Here is an 18260-nt window from a genome sequence, read left to right as displayed (position 1 = left end):
TTTGACTCGGCGTCAGTTCGGCACTTCATCGAAGAATGTCTGGGCGTCGCGCAGGTATTCCTCCTTCTTGACCATCCACTCCGCGTAAAACCCCACCAGCCGCGTCACTCGCAGCACACGCATTTCCCGGTTGATGATCTCCATCGCCGCGCGGCCCTTATCGGTCTTTGAACAGGCAATGTGAGCGAACTGGTATTTGGGCACGTCTTTGACCGGCAGGAACTCCAGCTCCGTTAGAGGAATGCCCTGTTGCTGCGCGTGAAAGCGCGCTTCCGGCCAGTAACTGATGATCGCCTGAAAGCGATCCAGCCGTTCCATCTCCAGCATGCTGCCCACCGCTGAATTGCCGTAGTGCAGGACCAGACGTTCGGGGTGAGGGGTCTCGCGCAGCACGTTATCGATGACCGGGCCGTAGCTGCGTTCGCCGACGATGCCGACATCGATACTGTCGCTGGCCAGCAAGGCGGCAAGGTCGAGGCGACCGTCAGCATCGATGAACGGCGCGAACAGTGCGTGTCGCCTGCTCTCGATCGTTACGCCGTTACTGGGGGTCGCATAGGAAGGGATGGAAAACAGAATGGTTTTGTCGCGCTCGGGCGTCCACAGCAGGGTCGGGTCGCAGGCGAACACGTCATGGTCATTGAGCATCTGCGTTCCGCGCGCGCGGTTGACGTGCATGATCTGGTGATCGTATTCCGGCATCCTGGCAGTCAGCTCAGGCATCAGCTTGTCGATGGCCCCCTGGCCCGCCAACGGTCCGGAAAATATGGTCAGGGGCGGGAAGTCGCGCAGCAGCCAGATCAGCGTTTCACGTGCCGACGCCTTACCGGGCAGGCAGGCGAACACACCTGCGATCAGCAAGGCGCGCATTCGGGAACCGGTGACATGCATGGAAGCGTTGAGCTTCATCGACAGCGTCTCGCAGCAAGGAATCGGTGATGTGCTTCATTTATTTAACACATGTCATGGGGGCATGAGTAACGCCTCGCGAACGTTGTGCCCCATCTCCCATTTGAGGGGCCAGCCGCATCGCTCATCGAGTTCGGTCGTTCAACGGTGCTGCATCGGGTAGACTTGTCGCCTTTCCCGTCTCTCTAGAAGCCCGTTCATGGCCCAGCCGTCCACGACCTACAAGTTCGAACTCAATCTCACCGACCTTGATCGCGGGGTCTATGAAACCGTCAAGCAGACCATCGCCCGTCATCCTTCGGAAACCGAAGAGCGCATGACCGTGCGCCTGCTGGCCTACGCCTTCTGGTACAACGAGCACCTGTCGTTTGGCCGGGGTCTGTCGGACGTCGACGAACCTGCTTTGTGGGAAAAGAGTCTGGACGATCGCGTTCTGCACTGGATCGAAGTGGGCCAGCCCGATGCCGATCGCCTGACCTGGTGCTCACGCCGCACCGAACGCACGAGCTTGCTGGCCTACGGCAGTCTGCGGGTGTGGGAAGGCAAGGTCATACCGGCGATCAAGACACTGAAGAACGTCAATATCGCTTCGGTCCCCCAGGAAGTGCTGGAAGTCCTGGCCAAGGACATGCCCCGGGTGATCAAGTGGGACGTGATGATCAGCGAAGGCACGATCTTCGTCACAGATGATCGCGGCCAGCACGAAGTGCAACTGCAGTGGCTGGCGGGCGAGCGGGGCTGATTCGGTCCGCACCACGACTGTCGCGCGACGCTACTGGAACATTACTGGTGTGGCATCGCGACGGCAGCGCCACTTCCCGCCAGTCCCAACGAGAACACCAGCGGAACCTGAATGCGCATCGAACCACGCGAGTTACCTGACACCCTGCCATTTCTTGGCGATCTGCCTCCCTTGCTCACCCGGCTGTACGCGGCCCGCGGCGTCGCGTCGGAGGCGGAACTCGACAAGGGCCTCGCCCGGTTGATTCCGTATCAACAGCTCAAGGGCATCGACGCCGCCGTCGATTTGCTGGTGACGGCGTTGCAGCAGCGCCAGCGCATCCTCATCGTCGGAGACTTCGATGCCGATGGTGCGACGGCCAGTACGGTTGGCGTGATGGGCCTGCGCTTGCTCGGTGCGGCGCATGTGGACTATCTGGTGCCGAACCGTTTTGAATTCGGCTACGGCCTGACGCCGGAAATCGTCCAGGTCGCCCTTGAGCGCCAGCCTGATTTGCTCATGACCGTGGACAACGGCATTTCCAGCGTCGAGGGCGTTGCGGCGGCGAAGGCGGCAGGCTTGCAGGTGTTGGTCACCGATCACCACTTGCCCGGGCACGAATTGCCGGCGGCTGATGCCATCGTCAATCCGAACCAGCCGGGCTGCACCTTCCCGAGCAAGTCGCTGGCCGGTGTCGGCGTGATCTTTTATGTGCTGATGGCTTTGCGCGCGCGACTGCGGGACATCGGCTGGTTCGAGGGCCGCGCTCAACCCAACCTGGGCGAATTGCTGGATCTGGTGGCCTTGGGCAGCGTCGCCGACGTGGTGCCGCTCGATGCCAACAACCGGATTCTGGTGCACCAGGGGCTGATGCGCATCCGCGCCGGACGTGCACGTCCAGGGTTGCGTGCCATTCTTGAGGTCGCCCGGCGCGAGGCGTCGCGTATCACCTCCACCGATCTGGGGTTCATCATCGGCCCGCGTCTGAATGCGGCCGGGCGTCTGGATGACATGAGCCTGGGTATCGAATGCCTGCTGTGCGATGACGAGACCGAGGCGCGGGAAATGGCCGTGCGTCTGGACGAACTCAATCAGGACCGCAAATCCATCGAGCAGGGCATGCAGCGCGAGGCGCTCGCTCAGCTCAAGGACCTGCCGCTGGAGTCGATGCCGTTCGGTCTGTGCCTGTTCGAACCTGAATGGCACCAGGGCGTGATCGGCATTCTGGCCTCGCGTCTGAAAGAGCGTTATCACCGTCCGACCATTGCGTTCGCCAGTGCAGGTGAAGGCGTGTTGAAGGGCTCAGCGCGTTCGGTACCGGGCTTTCACATCCGCGACGCACTCGATGCCGTGGCGGCGAAACATCCCGAGCTGATCAGCAAGTTCGGCGGTCACGCGATGGCGGCCGGGCTGTCGCTGCCTGAAGGTAATTTCCCGGCATTCGCCGAGGCCTTCGACGCCGAGGTCCGCCGTCAGCTCAAGGAAGAGGACCTGACCGGCCGGTTGCTTTCCGACGGCACCCTGGCGGTAGAAGAGTTTCACCTGGAGCTGGCCCGTGCGTTGCGCAACGCCGGCCCGTGGGGACAACACTTTCCCGAGCCGTTGTTCCATGGCGTGTTCCAGCTGGTTGAACAGCGAGTGGTCGGCGAGCGCCATCTGAAGATGGTACTCAAGACTGAATGCGGCAGCGTCAGGCTTGAAGGCATCGCCTTCAGCGTCGACCGCGATGTGTGGCCCAACCCGACCGTGCGCTGGGTCGAGCTGGCGTACAAGCTGGACCTGAACGAATTTCGCGGCAACGAAACCGTGCAACTGATGGTGGTTCACCTTTCAGCGCGTTGAGCCACGATCAATTCGCGGTGTGCCTACTGACGCCTTCCCGGCTAAAGCCGCTCCCACAGGGGGACGCGTTCTTTCAGTGGGGCCGGCTTTAGCCGGGAAGAGGCCCGCGTGGGCACCCTCAACCTGATCGTTCCCACGCTCCGCGTGGTAATGCATGCTACGACGCTCTGCGTCGCAGCGATGGACGCGGAGCGTCCAGGGCTGGCATCCCCACGCGGAGCGTGGGGACGATCATTCAAAGCGAGTCCTACAGGTGTATGCGGTGTTTCAGCTGGACCGGCTTCAGCCGGGAAATGACTGAACCCTCACTTCGCTCGGGTTGTCGACTAGGCTCAAGGTTCGCACGTAAGGAACCTGCCACACGATCTGAGAGGTCCCCCATGAGCCTGCTGCTTGAACCCTTTACCCTTAGCCAACTGACCCTGCGCAACCGCATTGTGGTTTCACCGATGTGTCAGTACTCCTGTGTCGACGGCCTGGCCAATGACTGGCATCTGGTCCACCTGGGCAGTCGCGCGGTCGGCGGTGCCGGGCTGATTTTCACCGAAGCGGCGGCAGTTACCCAGGACGGGCGTATCACCCCGGAAGACCTCGGCCTCTGGAACGACGAGCAAATCGAGCCGCTGCAACGCATCACTCGATTCATCAACGCCCAAGGCGCGGTCGCCGGCATTCAGCTGTCCCACGCTGGACGCAAGGCCAGCACATGGCGTCCGTGGGTGAGCCAGAGCGGCGCCATCCCTGCCGACCAGGGCGGCTGGGCCACCTGGGGCCCCTCGAAGATCGCTTTCGACCCGACCTACACCGTGCCTACGGCGCTGGACGAAGCCCAGATTCAGGACATCATCAAGGCGTTCGTCGATGCCGCCAAACGTGCCTTGACCGCCGGTTTCAAAGTGGTCGAAATCCACGCCGCCCACGGTTACCTGCTGCATCAATTCCTGTCGCCGCTGAGCAACCAGCGTCAGGATCAGTATGGTGGCTCGTTCGACAACCGCATCCGCCTGACCCTCGAAATCACTAAAGCCGTGCGCGAAGTCTGGCCCGCAGACTTGCCGTTGTTCGTGCGCGTCTCTGCCACCGACTGGGTGGAAGGTGGCTGGAACGCGGATGAAACCGTTGAACTGGCCAAGCGCTTGAAAGAGCTGGACGTCGACCTTGTTGACGTGTCTTCCGGCGGCACTGCGGCGAAAGCCGAGATCCCGGTGGGCCCGGGTTATCAAACCGAGTTTGCCGCTCGCGTGCGCAACGAGTCCGGCATCGCCGCCGGCACCGTAGGCATGATCACCGAGCCCACCCAGGCCGACACCATCCTGCGTACTGGCCAAGCGGACCTGATCTTCCTCGCCCGTGAACTGCTGCGCGATCCGTACTGGCCGCTGCAAGCGGACGAGACCCTCGGTGGACGTCAGGCCACATGGCCCGCGCAGTACCAGCGTGCCACGCACCGCGACCAGCCGATTCATGAGTCGGATCTGCGCGATTGATCACACCGCTGAATGGCTGATCTGCACTGCTCCAGCGTCTTTTGCTCTGTGATGCTGGCTCTACTGGAGAAGATCCATGTGGGAGTGAGCTTGCTCGCGAAGACGGTATTCCAGCCGCTGAAAATTTGGCGGATGTACCGACCCCTTCGCGAGCAAGCTCGCTCCCACACTTGTCCTGCGTCGGCCTCCGGAATGAAGATAGCCGCTCACTTCCCCCCACTCCCCGCCACGCTTTCCCCACCCCGAGTCAGGTAGTACGCGCCGAGTATCGGCAGCAGGGTCACCATCATCACGAGCATCGCGACGACATTGGTCACCGGCACGTCCCGTGGGCGGCTCAGTTGGTTGAGCAGCCAGATGGGCAGGGTGCGTTCGTGCCCGGCGGTGAAGGTGGTGACGATGATTTCGTCGAACGACAGGGCAAACGCCAGCATGCCGCCGGCCAGCAACGCCGAGCCCAGATTAGGCATGATGATGTAGCGAAAGGTCTGCCAGCCGTCGGCGCCAAGGTCCATCGACGCTTCGATCAGACTGTGGGAGGTGCGGCGCAGGCGGGCGATGACGTTGTTGTAGACGATCACCACGCAAAAGGTCGCGTGGCCGACGATGATGGTGAACATCCCCGGCTCGATCCCCAAGGTCTTGAACGCCGACAACAAGGCCAGTCCGGTGATGATGCCGGGCAGGGCGATGGGCAGAATCAGCATCAGCGAAATGCCGTCCTTGCCGAAGAAGTCTCGCCGGTACAGCGCCGCCGAGGCCAGCGTGCCGAGCACCAGTGCAATCAGCGTGGCAACGCAGGCGATTTGCAGCGACAGCTTGATCGACTCCAGCACGTCAGGCCGCGCAAATGCCACGCTGATCCACTTCAAGGTGAAGCCTTTCGGCGGGAAGCTGAAAGCGGCGTCTTCGGTGTTGAAGGCGTAGACGAAGATGATCAGGATCGGAAAGTGCAGAAACACCAGCCCGCCCCAGGCGGCGATCTTCAGGCCCCACGACGCTTTTTCAGAGTGCATCGAAAGCCCCCAGACGCTTGACGATAGCCAGATAGACCGCGATCAGCACGATCGGCACCAGCGTGAATGCCGCCGCCATGGGCATGTTGCCGATGGCGCCTTGCTGGGCGTACACCATGCTGCCGATGAAGTAGCCCGGCGGGCCGATCAGTTGCGGCACGATGAAATCCCCCAGCGTCAGCGAAAACGTGAAGATCGAGCCCGCCGCAATGCCCGGCACCGACAGCGGCAGAATCACTTGCATGAACGTCTGCCGGGGCGTGGCGCCGAGGTCGGCGGAGGCGTGCAGCAAAGAGGGCGGCAAGCGCTCGAGGGAGGCCTGAATCGGCAGGATCATGAACGGCAGCCAGATGTAGACGAACACCATGAAACGCCCAAGATGCGAGGTCGACAACGTGCTGCCGCCAATGCCGGGCACGCTCAACAGCCACTGCAACATCGGCCCCCATCCCAGATGCTGAACGAACCATTGCGCGACGCCGCCCTTGGCCAGCAGCAGCGTCCATGCGTAGGCCTTGACGATGTAGCTGGCCCACATTGGCATCATCACTGCGATGTAGAAGAACGCCTTGGTTTTGCCGGTGGTGTAGCGCGCCATGTAATACGCGATGGGAAAGGCGACGATGGCGCTGGCGATGGACACCGCGAGCGCCATGGTCAGGGTGCGGCGGATGACGTCGAAGTTTGCCGGGTTGAACAGCGCGCCGAAGTTCGCCAGGGTCAGGTCCGGCGTCACGGTCATGCTGAAGTCGTCGAAGGTATAGAAACCCTGCCACAACAGGCCCAGCAGCGAGCCGAGGTAAATCGCGCCGAACCACAGCAGCGGCGGGATCAGCAGCAGCGACACGTACAGATTCGGGCGGCGATACAGCAGGTTGGAAAAGCGTCGACGTGGCGATTGCCGTTGCGTCGGCGCCGAGGCATTGAACGTCTGACCCATCTCAATGCGCCTCAGCCGGCGCGTCCCGCAACACAATCATCGCTTCCCGCGCCCAGCATGCCGTCAGGCGTTGCCCCGGTTGATAGCGCGCGCCGGTGTCCAGCCACTGATCGTTGGCCTGGCTGACCGTGAGCGTCTGACCGTTGTCCAGTTTGACCTCGTAGCGGGTGGCGCTGCCCTGGTATTGAATGTCGTGCAGCACGCCGCTGACCTGAACTTCGTGGCTCGCCCCGACGCCCTCGGCAAAACGAATGTGCTCGGGTCGAATCGAGAAAGCGTCCGGGTTGCCGCTCAACGCGTGCGCCAGTTCGCCGCGCACCACGTTGGAGGTGCCCACGAATTCGGCCACAAAGGTCGTCGCCGGTTTCATGTACAGATTGCGTGGCGTATCGACCTGCTCAATGCGGCCCCTGTTGAACACCGCCACCCGGTCCGACATTGACAGCGCTTCGGTCTGGTCGTGGGTGACGAAGATGAAGGTGATGCCCAACTGGCGCTGCAGTTTCTTAAGTTCGCTCTGCATCTGCTCGCGCAGCTTCAGGTCGAGGGCGCCGAGGGGTTCGTCGAGCAGCAGCACGCGCGGGCGATTGACCAGTGCCCGCGCCAGGGCCACACGCTGGCGCTGGCCGCCGGACAGTTGCACGGGTTTGCGCGCGCCGTAGCCCTCGAGGGCGACCATGCTCAGGGCCTCGTCGGCCCGCTTGATCCGTTCGGCCTTGCCGACGCCTTTGACTTTCAGCCCGTAGGCGACGTTATCCTGCACGTTCATGTGCGGGAACAGCGCGTAGTCCTGGAACACCGTATTGACGTCACGCTGATACGGCGGCAGTCCGGCCGCTTCCTGACCATGAATGCGGATCGAGCCGGCGCTGGGTTGCTCGAAGCCTGCGATCAGGCGCAGGCAGGTGGTCTTGCCGGAACCCGAGGGGCCGAGCATGGAAAAGAACTCGCCGTCCTCGATGTCGATGGACACCCGGTCCACGGCTTTCACTTCGCCGAACAGCCGCGAAACCTGGGAGAACTGGACGGCGTGGGTCATGGTGGTTAATTCCCGAAATCAAGTCGACTGACAGCTGCTGCCCTTACAGCAACCGGGCTGGATGCATCTGAATGAACACGGTCTTTGTAGGAGCGTGGCTTGTCCCGCGATTGACTGCGCAGCAGTCATTGAATCGGGCGACGCGACTTTAATGACACACCGCATCCTCAGATCTTGCGACCGGTTCCCGGCCGATCGCGGGACAAGCCACGCTCCTACGGGTTATGTGGGGTGCCTGGGTCTAACGCCCACCCATGATCGCAATGTAATCCTGGGTCCAGCGGCTGTACGGCACGTACTTCCCGCCCTCGGCCTGGGGTGTTTTCCAGAAGGCGATCTTCTCGAACAGATCAAACCCGTTGGTTTCGCAGCCCTCGGCGCCGAGCAGTTCGTTACCCTTGCACGCTTCAGGCACCACCGGCAGAGAGCCGAACCAGGCGGCGACGTCGCCCTGAACCTTCGGTTGCAGCGACCAGTTCATCCATTTGTAGGCACAGTTCGGGTGTTTGGCCTCGGCGTGCAACATCGTGGTATCGGCCCAACCGGTGGCGCCTTCCTGAGGGATGGTCGAGGCGACGGGTTGTTTGTCGGCGACCAGCCCGTTGACCATGTAGCCCCACGAACTGGACGCTGCCACGCCTTCGTTTTTCACGTCACTCATCTGCACTGTCGCGTCATGCCAGTAGCGATGAACCAGCGGCTGCTGGGCGCGGAGCAGGTCGAGCACGGCCTTGTACTGGGTCTCGGTGAGCTGGTAAGGGTCGACGATGTCCAGCTCTGGCTTGGCGGTCTTCAAATACAGCGCGGCGTCGGCGATGTAGATCGGTCCGTCATAGGCCTGAACCCGACCCTTGTTCGGTTTGCCGTCGGGCAAATCCTGCGGCTCGAACACCACACTCCAGCTCACCGGCGGCGTCTTGAACACGTTGGTGTTGTACATCAGCACGTTCGGGCCCCACTGATACGGCGTACCGTAAGTTTTGTTTTCAACCGTGTACCAAGGGCCATCTTTCAAGCGTGGGTCGAGGGTTTTCCAGTTCGGGATCAACGTGGGCTCGATGGGCTGCACGCGCTTGCCGGCGATCAGACGCAGCGACGCGTCGCCCGATGCGGTGACCAGGTCATAGCCGCCCTTGGTCATCAGGCTGACCATTTCGTCGGACGTTGCGGCGGTCTTGACGTTGACCTTGCAGCCGGTTTCCTGCTCGAAGCCGGTTACCCAGTCGTAGGCCTTGTCGCTTTCGCCGCGCTCGATGTAGCCCGGCCACGCCACGATATCCAGCTGCCCCTCGCCATCGCCCACCGCCGTGAGTGCTTCAGCGGCCTGCACCGCGCCGCTGGTGAATAGTGCGGTGATCACGGCGCTCAGAATCGCGGTCTTGTGCACGGACATGTTGGGTTTGCCTTATGGTGGTGGTGTGGGCAGAGATCGGTGATGCAGAGCGTAGTGCCCAGTTCGATCCTCGACAAACTTGACGCAGCAAATACCGAGCCCATTCGTGGAGGCGGAGACGGGGGAGTGAAAACCTGTCGTCATCCGGCCCTCAGGACAACCCATCGCCGCAACATTCAGATGCAAACCTGCTCAACGGGTGCTGGTGCCTTCGCCTTAACCTGCGGGTCGAATCGTCTGTCCCCATTTCTGAAGGTGAAGTCATGAACACGCGCGGTTTGCTTGATCAATTGTTGAAATCCGGTCAGGACCTGCTGCAAAACAAGACCGGCGCTCACGAAAAGAGCGGCAAAAGCGGGCAAAACGGGCAGGGCGGGCTTGGCGATCTGCTTGGCAAGGTTGGTGGCAGCGGCTTGGGAGGCCAGCTGGGCGGCAGCCTTGGCGGGCTGCTTTCCGGTGCTGGCGGCGGTGCGCTTGCGGCGGGCGCGATGGGCTTGCTGATGGGCAACAAAGGCGCACGCAAAATGGGCGGCAAGGCGCTGACCTATGGCGGGCTCGCAGCCTTGGGCGTGCTGGCGTACAAGGCCTATGGCAACTGGCAGGCAAGTCAGGGTGTGGCGCAACCGGCTGAGCCGCAGACTGTGGACCGCGTGCCCCCGGCCCAGGTCGAACAGCACAGCGAGGCCATCCTGCGGGCCCTGGTGGCAGCAGCCAAGGCCGACGGCCACGTCGACGCGCGTGAACGCGAACTCATCGAAGGCGAATTCACCCGGATCACCGGCGACAACGAACTGCAGCAATGGCTGCACGCCGAGCTGAACAAACCGCTGGATCCTGTCGATGTCGCCCGCGCGGCGCATACGCCTGAAATCGCTGCCGAGATGTACCTGGCCAGCGTGATGATGGTCGACGAAGAACACTTCATGGAGCGCGCTTACCTGGACGAACTGGCCAAGCAACTGAAGCTCGACCCGGCGCTGAAGACCGAGCTTGAGCAACAGGTGCGTCAGGCGCAGCCGTAAACCAGGGGGCTTGCCCGCGATCCATAACAAGTAACCTGAAACCCGCGACGCTGCCGGATCAGGCCCAACACTCGTTGGGCCTGATCCGCATTCTTCTGCCCTGATCAACAAGCCCCATTCCAGACATCCGCCTTCAACGCATCCGTACCATCAAGCAACGCCACATCAAGCCGATAGCGTGTAAGACACTTCCGATCTGTCTGTGTGTTATGGCGTTTTCCTCGTCAGAAACAGCCCGAAGATCGGTAAGGCACTGGGCTATACTCCCGCTCGCTTTGGACCGTCTGTCGGTCCGCTTCTTGAACCCGGTCATGCCGGCGTTGAACCCTTGAGGGCTGACTGTGAAGAACTGGACGTTGCGTCAACGGATTTTGGCGAGCTTCGCTGTCATCATCGCCATCATGCTGTTGATGGTGGTTGCGGCATTCAATCGCCTGTTGGTGATTGAGAACAGCGGCGATGCGGTACGCCTGGACGCGCTCCCCGGCGTTTTTTACAGCAGTACTGTGCGCAGTGCATGGGTTGAAAGCTACGTAGCCACCCAGCATTTGCTGGTTGAAGGCGCGGGTCGCGACCTCACCGGCGCTGAAGAAGACCAGTACAAAGAATTCGAAGACCGCCTGCAGGCGCAGATCGCCAATTACCAGAAAAGCATTTTCGACGAATCCGATCGCAATGACTTCGCCCAGTTTCTGCAATTGCGCGAACGCTACCAGCTCTTGCTCAACGGTGTGCTTGCGGCTTACCAGGGCGATAACTACGCGCTGGCCCAGCGGATGTTTGCCGAACAACTCACGCCCGCGTGGATGGAGGGTCGCAAAGAGCTCAACGCACTCGGCGCCAAGAACAAGGTGGTCGCCGACAACGCATCCGACGCCATTCAGGCCGCCGTCTCCAGCGCCAAAATCACCCTCGGCATTTCGTTGATCATCGCCTTGCTGGCGGCGGCTGCGTGCGGCCTGTTGCTGATGCGCGCAATTCTTGCACCGATGAACCGCATCGTGCAGATCCTCGACACCATGCGCACCGGCGACCTGAGCACGCGTCTGAACCTGGACCGCAACGATGAGTTCGGATCGGTGCAGACCGGCTTCAACGACATGGTGGCCGAGCTGGCCGCATTGGTGTCCCAGGCCCAGCGCTCGTCGATTCAGGTGACCACCTCGGTCACCGAGATTGCCGCCACTTCCAAGCAGCAACAGGCCACGGCCACCGAAACCGCCGCAACGACAACAGAAATTGGCGCCACTTCCCGCGAGATTGCCGCGACGTCCCGGGATCTGGTGCGCACCATGACGGAAGTGACCTCGGCGGCGGATCAGGCTTCGGTCCTGGCGGGCTCCGGTCAGCAGGGCCTGGCGCGCATGGAAGAAACCATGCACTCGGTCATGGGCGCGGCCGATCTGGTCAATTCCAAGCTGGCGATCCTCAATGAGAAGGCCGGCAACATCAATCAGGTCGTGGTGACCATCGTCAAAGTCGCCGACCAGACCAACCTGCTGTCGCTCAACGCCGCCATCGAAGCCGAAAAAGCCGGCGAATACGGCCGTGGTTTCGCCGTGGTAGCGACCGAGGTCCGCCGTCTGGCCGACCAGACCGCCGTGGCCACCTACGACATCGAGCAGATGGTTCGCGAGATCCAGTCGGCAGTGTCGGCAGGCGTCATGGGCATGGACAAATTCTCCGAAGAAGTGCGTCGCGGCATGTACGAAGTGACCCAGGTCGGCGAGCAGCTTTCCCAGATCATCCATCAGGTGCAGGCCCTCGCGCCGCGTGTCTTGATGGTCAACGAAGGCATGCAGGCCCAGGCCACCGGCGCCGAACAGATCAACCAGGCGCTGGTGCAGTTGGGTGACGCCAGCAGCCAGACCGTTGAATCCCTGCGTCAGGCCAGCTTCGCCATCGATGAGCTGAGCCAGGTGGCGGTGGGGCTGCGTAGCGGCGTTTCGCGTTTCAAGGTCTGAGTCAGGCCCATGATCGAGCATTCAGCCAGGCGCAGCGCTGCGGTGTTGCCGAAGAACAAGCTGTTTCTGCTGTTCCGCATCGGCGCGGAACGCTATGCGCTGCAAGCGACAGAAGTCGCTGAAGTCCTGCCACGGCTGATGCTCAAACCCATCGCGCATGCGCCGCACTGGGTCGCGGGTGTATTTGCCCACCGCGGCGCGATCGTGCCGGTCATCGACCTCAGCGCGCTGACCTTCGGCCATCCTTCTCAACTGCGTACCAGCACACGGCTGGTGTTGGTGCATTACCGCCTCGGCGGCGATCGTCCCCCGCGGGAGCTGGGTTTGATCCTTGAGCAAGCGACCGACACGCTGCGCTGCTCACCCCATGAATTCAAAGCCTACGGCCTGGACAACGCACAGGCGCCGTATCTGGGCCCGGTGCGCGAGGACGAACACGGCCTGCTGCAATGGATCCGCGTGGAGGACTTGCTCAGCGACGCCGTGCGCGAACTGTTGTTTCCCGAGCAGCCCATGGGCCTTGATGCCTTCGAGGTCGCGCCATGAGCAGCGATGCGCGTTTCTTCGCTTTTCTAAAGGACCGCATCGGGCTGGACGTCGCCTCGGTGGGCGAGGCGATCATCGAGCGCGCCGTGCGTCAGCGCTGCACGCTGTCCAGGGCGCGGGACCACGACGATTACTGGCAGACCCTGCTGGTTTCGGCGGATGAGCAACAGGCGCTGATCGAAGCGGTGATCGTCCCCGAAACGTGGTTTTTCCGTTATCCGGAATCCTTCGCCACCCTCGGCAAGCTGGCCAATGCCCGGCTGGCTCAGCTTAACGGTGTGCGTCCGTTGCGGATTCTGAGCCTGCCATGCTCCACCGGCGAGGAGCCATACTCCATCGCCATGGCGCTGTTCGACGCAGGTTTGCGAGGCCCGCAGTTCAGCGTCGAAGCGGTGGACATCAGCCCGCTTTCAATCCAGCGCGCGCGCCAGGGCGTGTATGGCAAGAACTCGTTTCGCGGCGATCAGCTGGGTTTCCGTGAGCGTTTTTTCAATGCGGCGGACGACGGTTATCGCCTGGAAGAGCGAGTGCGTGATCAGGTGCGCTTCCAGTCCGGCAACCTGCTTGATCCCGCTATGCCAGTGGCACAGTCGGCCTACGATTTCGTGTTCTGCCGCAACCTGCTGATCTACTTTGACGTCGACACCCAGCGTCAGGGCTTCGAGGCGCTCAAACGCATGACCCGCGACGACGGCGTGCTGTTTATCGGCCCCGCCGAGGGCAGCCTGCTCGGGCGCATGGGCATGGAGTCGATCGGCATTGCCCAATCGTTTGCCTTTCGTCGGCGTGACGAGGCCGTTTCCGAACCCCACAGCGGCCTGACTGCCCCAGCCTTGCTGTCGCGAAACCATTCATTTTCTCCTCATTCAACGTCTGCTCACCCAACCTCGGCCCAGTCGCGCGTCACTCATAAACCGCAGCCCTTCGCGCCAAGGTTGTTGGGTGATCCTGCGCTGACTGAGGAGCGCAGGGCTGCGCTCAGGCCGGACATCAAGGCGGTGGTAGCGCCGGGTGCTGGCAATGGCGAAGCTGCCGAGTTGCTGCGCAGCATCGCGGCCCTTGCCAATGAAGGCCGCAGTGCCGAGGCGAAGGCCGCAGGCGAGCAGTACCTCAAGCGCTTTGAACCCGTTGCGCCGGTTTTTTACTGGCTGGGCCTGCTCAGCGAAGTGGCGGGGGAGGCGAGTGCGGCACAAGGGTTTTATCGCAAGGCGTTGTATTTGCAGCCGCAGCATCCGGAAACCCTCGCGCAACTGGCCGCGCTGCTTGCCGCCCAGGGCGACAGCGCAGGGGCCCGGCGGCTGCAGGAGCGCGCGGCACGGGGTGTCACTAAAGAAGGACGCAGTGGATGAGTCGCGTACACACAGAGCTGGTCAGCGACGACGCCGAGGCGATCGACGACTGCTGGAACCGCATCGGCATCCATGGCGACCGGTCCTGCCCGCTGCTTGCCGATCATATTCATTGCCGCAACTGCTCGGTGTACTCTGCCGCAGCAACGCGCTTGCTCGACCGTTACTCGCTGGCGCAGGAGCAGCGTGTGTCGATGCACAGCGATGCCCTCGCCGTCGAAGTCGAAACCCGCTCGACCGTGGTGTTTCGTCTGGGCGAAGAGTGGCTCGGCCTGCCGACCCGTTGTCTGGTGGAGGTGTCGCCGGTGCAAGCCATTCATTCGCTTCCGCACCAGCGCTCCCGCGCCTTGCTGGGCGTTGCCAATGTCCGTGGCGCCCTGGTGGCGTGCCTGTCGTTCGTTGAACTGCTCGGGCTGGACCCTTCAGTCGCGCCGGTCGGTGATGCACGAACATTGCCGCGCATGCTGATCGTTTCGGCAGACGGCGGTCCGGTGGTGGTGCCTGTGGACGAGGTCGACGGCATTCATGCCATCGAAGCGCGCCTGCTGGATACCGCCTCGGCGTCGGCGCAGAACAGCAACGCGCGCTTCACCCGAGGCGTCGTGCAATGGAAAAACCGCAGCCTGCGCCTGCTTGATGAAGACCAGCTGTTGTCGGCCGTAAACCGGAGCCTGACATGACGCCCGATCAAATGCGCGACGCGTCGCTGTTCGAACTCTTTACCCTTGAGGCGGAAGCGCAGACCCAGGTGCTGAGCGCGGGCCTGTTGGCCCTTGAGCGCAACCCGACCCAGGCCGATCAGCTGGAAGCGTGCATGCGCGCGGCCCATTCGCTGAAAGGCGCGGCGCGCATTGTCGGGGTCAACGCCGGCGTCAGTGTTTCCCACGTCATGGAAGATTGCCTGGTCAGTGCCCAGGAAGGGCGATTGCACCTGCTGCCCGAGCACATCGATGCCCTGCTGATGGGCACCGATTTGCTGATGCGCATCGCCACGCCTGGCGCCAGCGTGCCGCAGGCGGATGTGGACGGCTATGTGGCGCTGATGAACAACATGGTCAGCGACGATCCGGCCATGAAAGCCATGCTGGTGCCCACCGCGCTGCCTTCCCTTGAAGACATCTTGCTTGCCAACGCGCAGTCGCTGGTCACCTCGCTGCAGTCGGCGCAGGATTCGGCGGCCGAAGAACTGGCTGCCGCCATCGTCGAACCCGTTCCCGATCCGGCGCTTAAAGCAGATGGCCCCGGTGAGCGACGTGTGGTCGAGACCGGCGAACGGGTCCTGCGCGTCACCGCCGAACGCTTGAACAACCTGCTGGACCTGTCGAGCAAGTCACTGGTCGAGACTCAACGGCTCAAGCCGTACCTGGCCGCAATGCAGCGGGTCAAACGCACCCAGACCGGCGCAACCCGAGCGCTGGACAGTCTTGAAGCCTTGCTCGGCGCCAACACCGATCCCGACGCGCAAAAGGCGCTGGACGAAGCGCGGCGTCTGCTCGGCGAAGCGCAGCACTTGTTGATTCAGCAGACGGCTGACCTCGACGAGTTCGGCTGGCAGTCCTCCCAGCGCGCGCAACTGCTGTACGACACCGCGCTGGCCTGCCGCATGCGCCCGTTTGCCGATGTGCTGGTGGGGCAGGCGCGCATGGTCCGGGATCTGGGCCGCTCGCTGGGCAAGCAGGTTCGCCTGGAAATCGACGGCGAGAAAACCCAGGTCGATCGCGATGTCCTGGAAAAGCTCGAAGCGCCGCTGACCCATTTGCTGCGCAACGCCGTCGACCATGGCATCGAGCTGCCCGAGCAGCGCGTCGCCATCGGTAAGCCAGCCGAGGGGCTGATTAAGCTGAAGGCCTCGCACCAGGCCGGGCTGCTGGTGGTCGAGCTGATCGACGACGGCGCCGGTGTCGATCTCGAACGCCTGCGCCTGAACATCGTCGAGCGCAAACTTTCGCCTGCGGAAACCGCTGCGCAGTTGAGCGAGGAAGAGCTGCTGAGCTTCCTGTTCCTGCCCGGCTTCAGCATGCGTGACAAGGTCACTGAAGTGTCCGGCCGAGGCGTCGGCCTGGACGCGGTCCAGCATATGGTTCGGCAGCTGCGTGGCGGCGTCGAACTGGACCAGCGCGCGGGGAAGGGCAGCCGTTTCCATCTCGAGGTGCCGCTGACCTTGTCGGTGGTGCGCAGTCTGGTGGTGGACGTCGGCGGCGAAGCGTATGCCTTTCCGCTGGCGCACATTGAGCGCATGCGTGACGTGCGCGCCGACGAAATCGTGCAGCTGGAAGGGCGTCAGCATTTCTGGCATGAAGAGCGTCACGTCGGGCTGGTGGCCGCCACTCAGCTCCTCAACCGTCCGGCCAGCCAGCACAGTGAAGACGTGCTTAAAGTGGTGGTGATTCGCGAGCGCGATGCGGTGTATGGCGTCGCTGTGGAACGCTTCATCGGCGAACGCACGCTGGTGGTTCTGCCGCTGGATCCGCGTCTGGGCAAGGTGCAGGACATCTCCGCCGGCGCTTTGCTCGACGACGGCTCAGCGGTGTTGATCATCGACGTTGAGGACATGCTGCGTTCGGTGGAGAAACTCCTCAACACCGGGCGCCTGGAACGCATTGATCGCCGCAGTCGTCAGGCTGACACCCGGGTGCGCAAGCGTGTGCTGGTGGTCGATGACTCACTGACCGTGCGCGAACTGGAACGCAAATTGTTGCTCAGCCGTGGCTATGAAGTGGCGGTGGCCGTGGACGGCATGGACGGCTGGAACGCCCTGCGCGGCGAGGATTTCGATTTGCTCATCACCGACATCGACATGCCGCGCATGGACGGCATCGAACTGGTGACGCTGGTGCGTCGCGACAGCCGTCTGCAATCGCTGCCGGTGATGGTGGTGTCGTACAAGGACCGTGAAGAAGATCGCCGTCGCGGACTGGACGCCGGCGCCGATTATTATCTGGCCAAGGCCAGTTTCCATGACGATGCGCTGCTTGATGCGGTCGTTGAGTTGATAGGAGATGCGCAGGGATGAAGATTGCCATCGTCAACGACATGGCCATGGCGGTGGAGGCGTTGCGCCGCGTGCTGGCCTTCGAGCCGGCGCACCAGATCGTCTGGGTGGCCAGCAACGGCGCCGAGGCCGTCGAGCGTTGCGCCCAGCTAAAGCCCGATCTGATATTGATGGACCTGATCATGCCGGTGATGGACGGCGTGGAGGCGACTCGACGTATTATGGCGGCGACCCCGTGTGCCATCGTCATCGTCACCGTGGATCGCGAGCAGAATGTGAATCGGGTGTTCGAAGCCATGGGTCATGGCGCGCTGGACGTGGTCGACACGCCCGCGCTGGGGGCCGGCAATCCCAAGGATGCAGCCGCGCCTTTGTTGCGCAAGATACTTAATATAGGCTGGCTCATTGGCGAGCGGGACACGCGGGTCCGCCCCGCGCCGCCACCGGTGCGCGAGTCGGCACAGCGTCAGCGGTTGATCGCAATCGGATCATCGGCCGGCGGGCCCGCCGCGCTGGAAATCCTGCTCAAGGCGCTGCCGAGGGATTTTCCGGCCGCGATCGTGCTCGTGCAGCACGTGGATCAGGTATTCGCCGAAGGGATGGCGCAATGGCTGAGCGGCTCTTCGGGGCTTGAGGTCAGGCTGGCGCGCGATGGCGAGCCGCCGCAAGTGGGCACGGTGCTGCTGGCAGGCACCAACCACCATATTCGTCTGCTCAGGAACGGCACACTGGCGTACACCGCAGAGCCGGTTAACGAAATTTACAGGCCCTCCATCGACGTGTTTTTCGAAAGTGTGGCCAGCTATTGGAATGGTGACGCAGTGGGTGTTTTGTTGACCGGCATGGGCCGTGATGGTGCGCAGGGACTCAAGCTGATGCGTCAGCGGGGCTTTCTGACCATCGCCCAGAATCAGGAAAGCTGTGCGGTGTACGGCATGCCTAAAGCGGCTGCGGCGATTGACGCCGCCATGGAAATTCGCTCACTGGACTCGATCGCACCTCGCTTGAAGGAGGTATTCACCCAATGAATTTCCAGGTGA

The 18260-nt window shown here is 62.5% G+C and carries 15 protein-coding genes; 10 read left to right on the top strand and 5 right to left on the bottom strand.

Annotated features, from left to right (window positions below; all coding sequences use genetic code 11):
• Window positions 1-12: 12 nt before the first annotated feature.
• Window positions 13-858 carry a TIGR02285 family protein gene (locus tag BMY98_RS20720; RefSeq protein WP_425438896.1) on the bottom strand — a complete coding sequence of 282 codons (846 nt, stop codon included), beginning with the start codon at window positions 856-858 and terminating at the stop codon, window positions 13-15.
• A gap of 250 nt (window positions 859-1108) precedes the next feature.
• Between BMY98_RS20720 and BMY98_RS20715 the strand changes: the two genes are divergently transcribed.
• The 3 genes from BMY98_RS20715 (at window position 1109) to BMY98_RS20705 (ending at window position 4959) form a co-directional block, all read left to right on the top strand.
• The gene (locus BMY98_RS20715; protein ID WP_074892273.1) at window positions 1109-1651 is read left to right on the top strand and encodes a YaeQ family protein; all 543 of its coding nucleotides are present in this window, start codon (window positions 1109-1111) and stop codon (window positions 1649-1651) included.
• A gap of 111 nt (window positions 1652-1762) precedes the next feature.
• On the top strand, window positions 1763-3472 hold the full coding sequence (gene recJ / locus BMY98_RS20710; RefSeq protein WP_074892272.1) for a single-stranded-DNA-specific exonuclease RecJ: 1710 nt from the start codon (window positions 1763-1765) through the stop codon (window positions 3470-3472).
• 380 nt (window positions 3473-3852) lie between these two features.
• A complete protein-coding gene (locus BMY98_RS20705) occupies window positions 3853-4959 on the top strand; it encodes an NADH:flavin oxidoreductase/NADH oxidase (protein ID WP_074892271.1) in 1107 nt (368 codons plus the stop codon).
• 206 nt (window positions 4960-5165) lie between these two features.
• Here BMY98_RS20705 and BMY98_RS20700 read toward each other — a convergent pair whose 3' ends face one another.
• From BMY98_RS20700 to ydcS, 4 genes are all read right to left on the bottom strand, one after another.
• Window positions 5166-5975, bottom strand: a complete 810-nt coding sequence (locus BMY98_RS20700) for an ABC transporter permease (RefSeq protein ID WP_074892270.1) — start codon at window positions 5973-5975, stop codon at window positions 5166-5168.
• Window positions 5965-6915, bottom strand: a complete 951-nt coding sequence (locus tag BMY98_RS20695) for an ABC transporter permease (RefSeq protein ID WP_074892269.1) — start codon at window positions 6913-6915, stop codon at window positions 5965-5967. Before BMY98_RS20695 ends, BMY98_RS20700 begins: the two co-directional genes overlap by 11 nt.
• A gap of 1 nt (window position 6916) precedes the next feature.
• Entirely contained in the window at window positions 6917-7954 is a 1038-nt protein-coding gene (locus tag BMY98_RS20690) for an ABC transporter ATP-binding protein (protein ID WP_074892268.1), read from the bottom strand.
• Window positions 7955-8195: 241 nt separating this feature from the next.
• The gene (ydcS, locus tag BMY98_RS20685; RefSeq protein WP_074892267.1) at window positions 8196-9347 is read right to left on the bottom strand and encodes a putative ABC transporter substrate-binding protein YdcS; all 1152 of its coding nucleotides are present in this window, start codon (window positions 9345-9347) and stop codon (window positions 8196-8198) included.
• 263 nt (window positions 9348-9610) lie between these two features.
• On the opposite strand from ydcS, the gene BMY98_RS20680 reads away from it, so the two are divergent.
• The 7 genes from BMY98_RS20680 to cheB all read left to right on the top strand — a co-directional run bounded on the left by BMY98_RS20680 (window position 9611) and on the right by cheB (window position 18248).
• Window positions 9611-10369, top strand: coding sequence for a tellurite resistance TerB family protein (locus BMY98_RS20680; RefSeq protein WP_074892266.1), 759 nt, complete (start codon window positions 9611-9613; stop codon window positions 10367-10369).
• Between the two features lie 401 nt (window positions 10370-10770).
• Entirely contained in the window at window positions 10771-12333 is a 1563-nt protein-coding gene (locus tag BMY98_RS20675) for a methyl-accepting chemotaxis protein (RefSeq protein ID WP_425438895.1), read from the top strand.
• Between the two features lie 9 nt (window positions 12334-12342).
• On the top strand, window positions 12343-12879 hold the full coding sequence (locus BMY98_RS20670) for a chemotaxis protein CheW (RefSeq protein ID WP_074892264.1): 537 nt from the start codon (window positions 12343-12345) through the stop codon (window positions 12877-12879).
• Window positions 12876-14228 carry a CheR family methyltransferase gene (locus tag BMY98_RS20665; protein ID WP_074892263.1) on the top strand — a complete coding sequence of 451 codons (1353 nt, stop codon included), beginning with the start codon at window positions 12876-12878 and terminating at the stop codon, window positions 14226-14228. The genes BMY98_RS20670 and BMY98_RS20665 overlap by 4 nt, the downstream gene beginning before the upstream one ends.
• Window positions 14225-14908, top strand: coding sequence for a chemotaxis protein CheW (locus BMY98_RS20660; RefSeq protein ID WP_074892262.1), 684 nt, complete (start codon window positions 14225-14227; stop codon window positions 14906-14908). Before BMY98_RS20665 ends, BMY98_RS20660 begins: the two co-directional genes overlap by 4 nt.
• A complete protein-coding gene (locus BMY98_RS20655; protein ID WP_074892261.1) occupies window positions 14905-17241 on the top strand; it encodes a hybrid sensor histidine kinase/response regulator in 2337 nt (778 codons plus the stop codon). The genes BMY98_RS20660 and BMY98_RS20655 overlap by 4 nt, the downstream gene beginning before the upstream one ends.
• Window positions 17238-18248 (top strand): chemotaxis response regulator protein-glutamate methylesterase, encoded by a 1011-nt coding sequence (gene cheB, locus BMY98_RS20650; RefSeq protein ID WP_074892259.1) that lies wholly within the window; start codon window positions 17238-17240, stop codon window positions 18246-18248. Before BMY98_RS20655 ends, cheB begins: the two co-directional genes overlap by 4 nt.
• Window positions 18249-18260: the final 12 nt, after the last annotated feature.

Origin of the sequence: Pseudomonas graminis (genome assembly GCF_900111735.1) — a bacterium.
GTDB lineage: Bacteria > Pseudomonadota > Gammaproteobacteria > Pseudomonadales > Pseudomonadaceae > Aquipseudomonas > Aquipseudomonas graminis.
Note: the sequence above shows the minus strand (reverse complement) of the source record. Positions and strands in the feature narration are given on the sequence as shown.

Coding starts and splice junctions, on each gene's coding strand:
- BMY98_RS20665 (WP_074892263.1), top strand. CDS start 12,876: ATGAGCAGCGATGCGCGTTTCTTCGCTTTTCTAAAGGACCGCATCGGG.
- BMY98_RS20715 (WP_074892273.1), top strand. CDS start 1,109: ATGGCCCAGCCGTCCACGACCTACAAGTTCGAACTCAATCTCACCGAC.
- BMY98_RS20680 (WP_074892266.1), top strand. CDS start 9,611: ATGAACACGCGCGGTTTGCTTGATCAATTGTTGAAATCCGGTCAGGAC.
- BMY98_RS20660 (WP_074892262.1), top strand. CDS start 14,225: ATGAGTCGCGTACACACAGAGCTGGTCAGCGACGACGCCGAGGCGATC.
- BMY98_RS20675 (WP_425438895.1), top strand. CDS start 10,771: ATGCTGTTGATGGTGGTTGCGGCATTCAATCGCCTGTTGGTGATTGAG.
- BMY98_RS20655 (WP_074892261.1), top strand. CDS start 14,905: ATGACGCCCGATCAAATGCGCGACGCGTCGCTGTTCGAACTCTTTACC.
- BMY98_RS20700 (WP_074892270.1), bottom strand. CDS start 5,975: ATGCACTCTGAAAAAGCGTCGTGGGGCCTGAAGATCGCCGCCTGGGGC.
- ydcS (WP_074892267.1), bottom strand. CDS start 9,347: ATGTCCGTGCACAAGACCGCGATTCTGAGCGCCGTGATCACCGCACTA.
- BMY98_RS20670 (WP_074892264.1), top strand. CDS start 12,343: ATGATCGAGCATTCAGCCAGGCGCAGCGCTGCGGTGTTGCCGAAGAAC.
- BMY98_RS20690 (WP_074892268.1), bottom strand. CDS start 7,954: ATGACCCACGCCGTCCAGTTCTCCCAGGTTTCGCGGCTGTTCGGCGAA.
- recJ (WP_074892272.1), top strand. CDS start 1,763: ATGCGCATCGAACCACGCGAGTTACCTGACACCCTGCCATTTCTTGGC.
- cheB (WP_074892259.1), top strand. CDS start 17,238: ATGAAGATTGCCATCGTCAACGACATGGCCATGGCGGTGGAGGCGTTG.
- BMY98_RS20705 (WP_074892271.1), top strand. CDS start 3,853: ATGAGCCTGCTGCTTGAACCCTTTACCCTTAGCCAACTGACCCTGCGC.
- BMY98_RS20695 (WP_074892269.1), bottom strand. CDS start 6,915: ATGGGTCAGACGTTCAATGCCTCGGCGCCGACGCAACGGCAATCGCCA.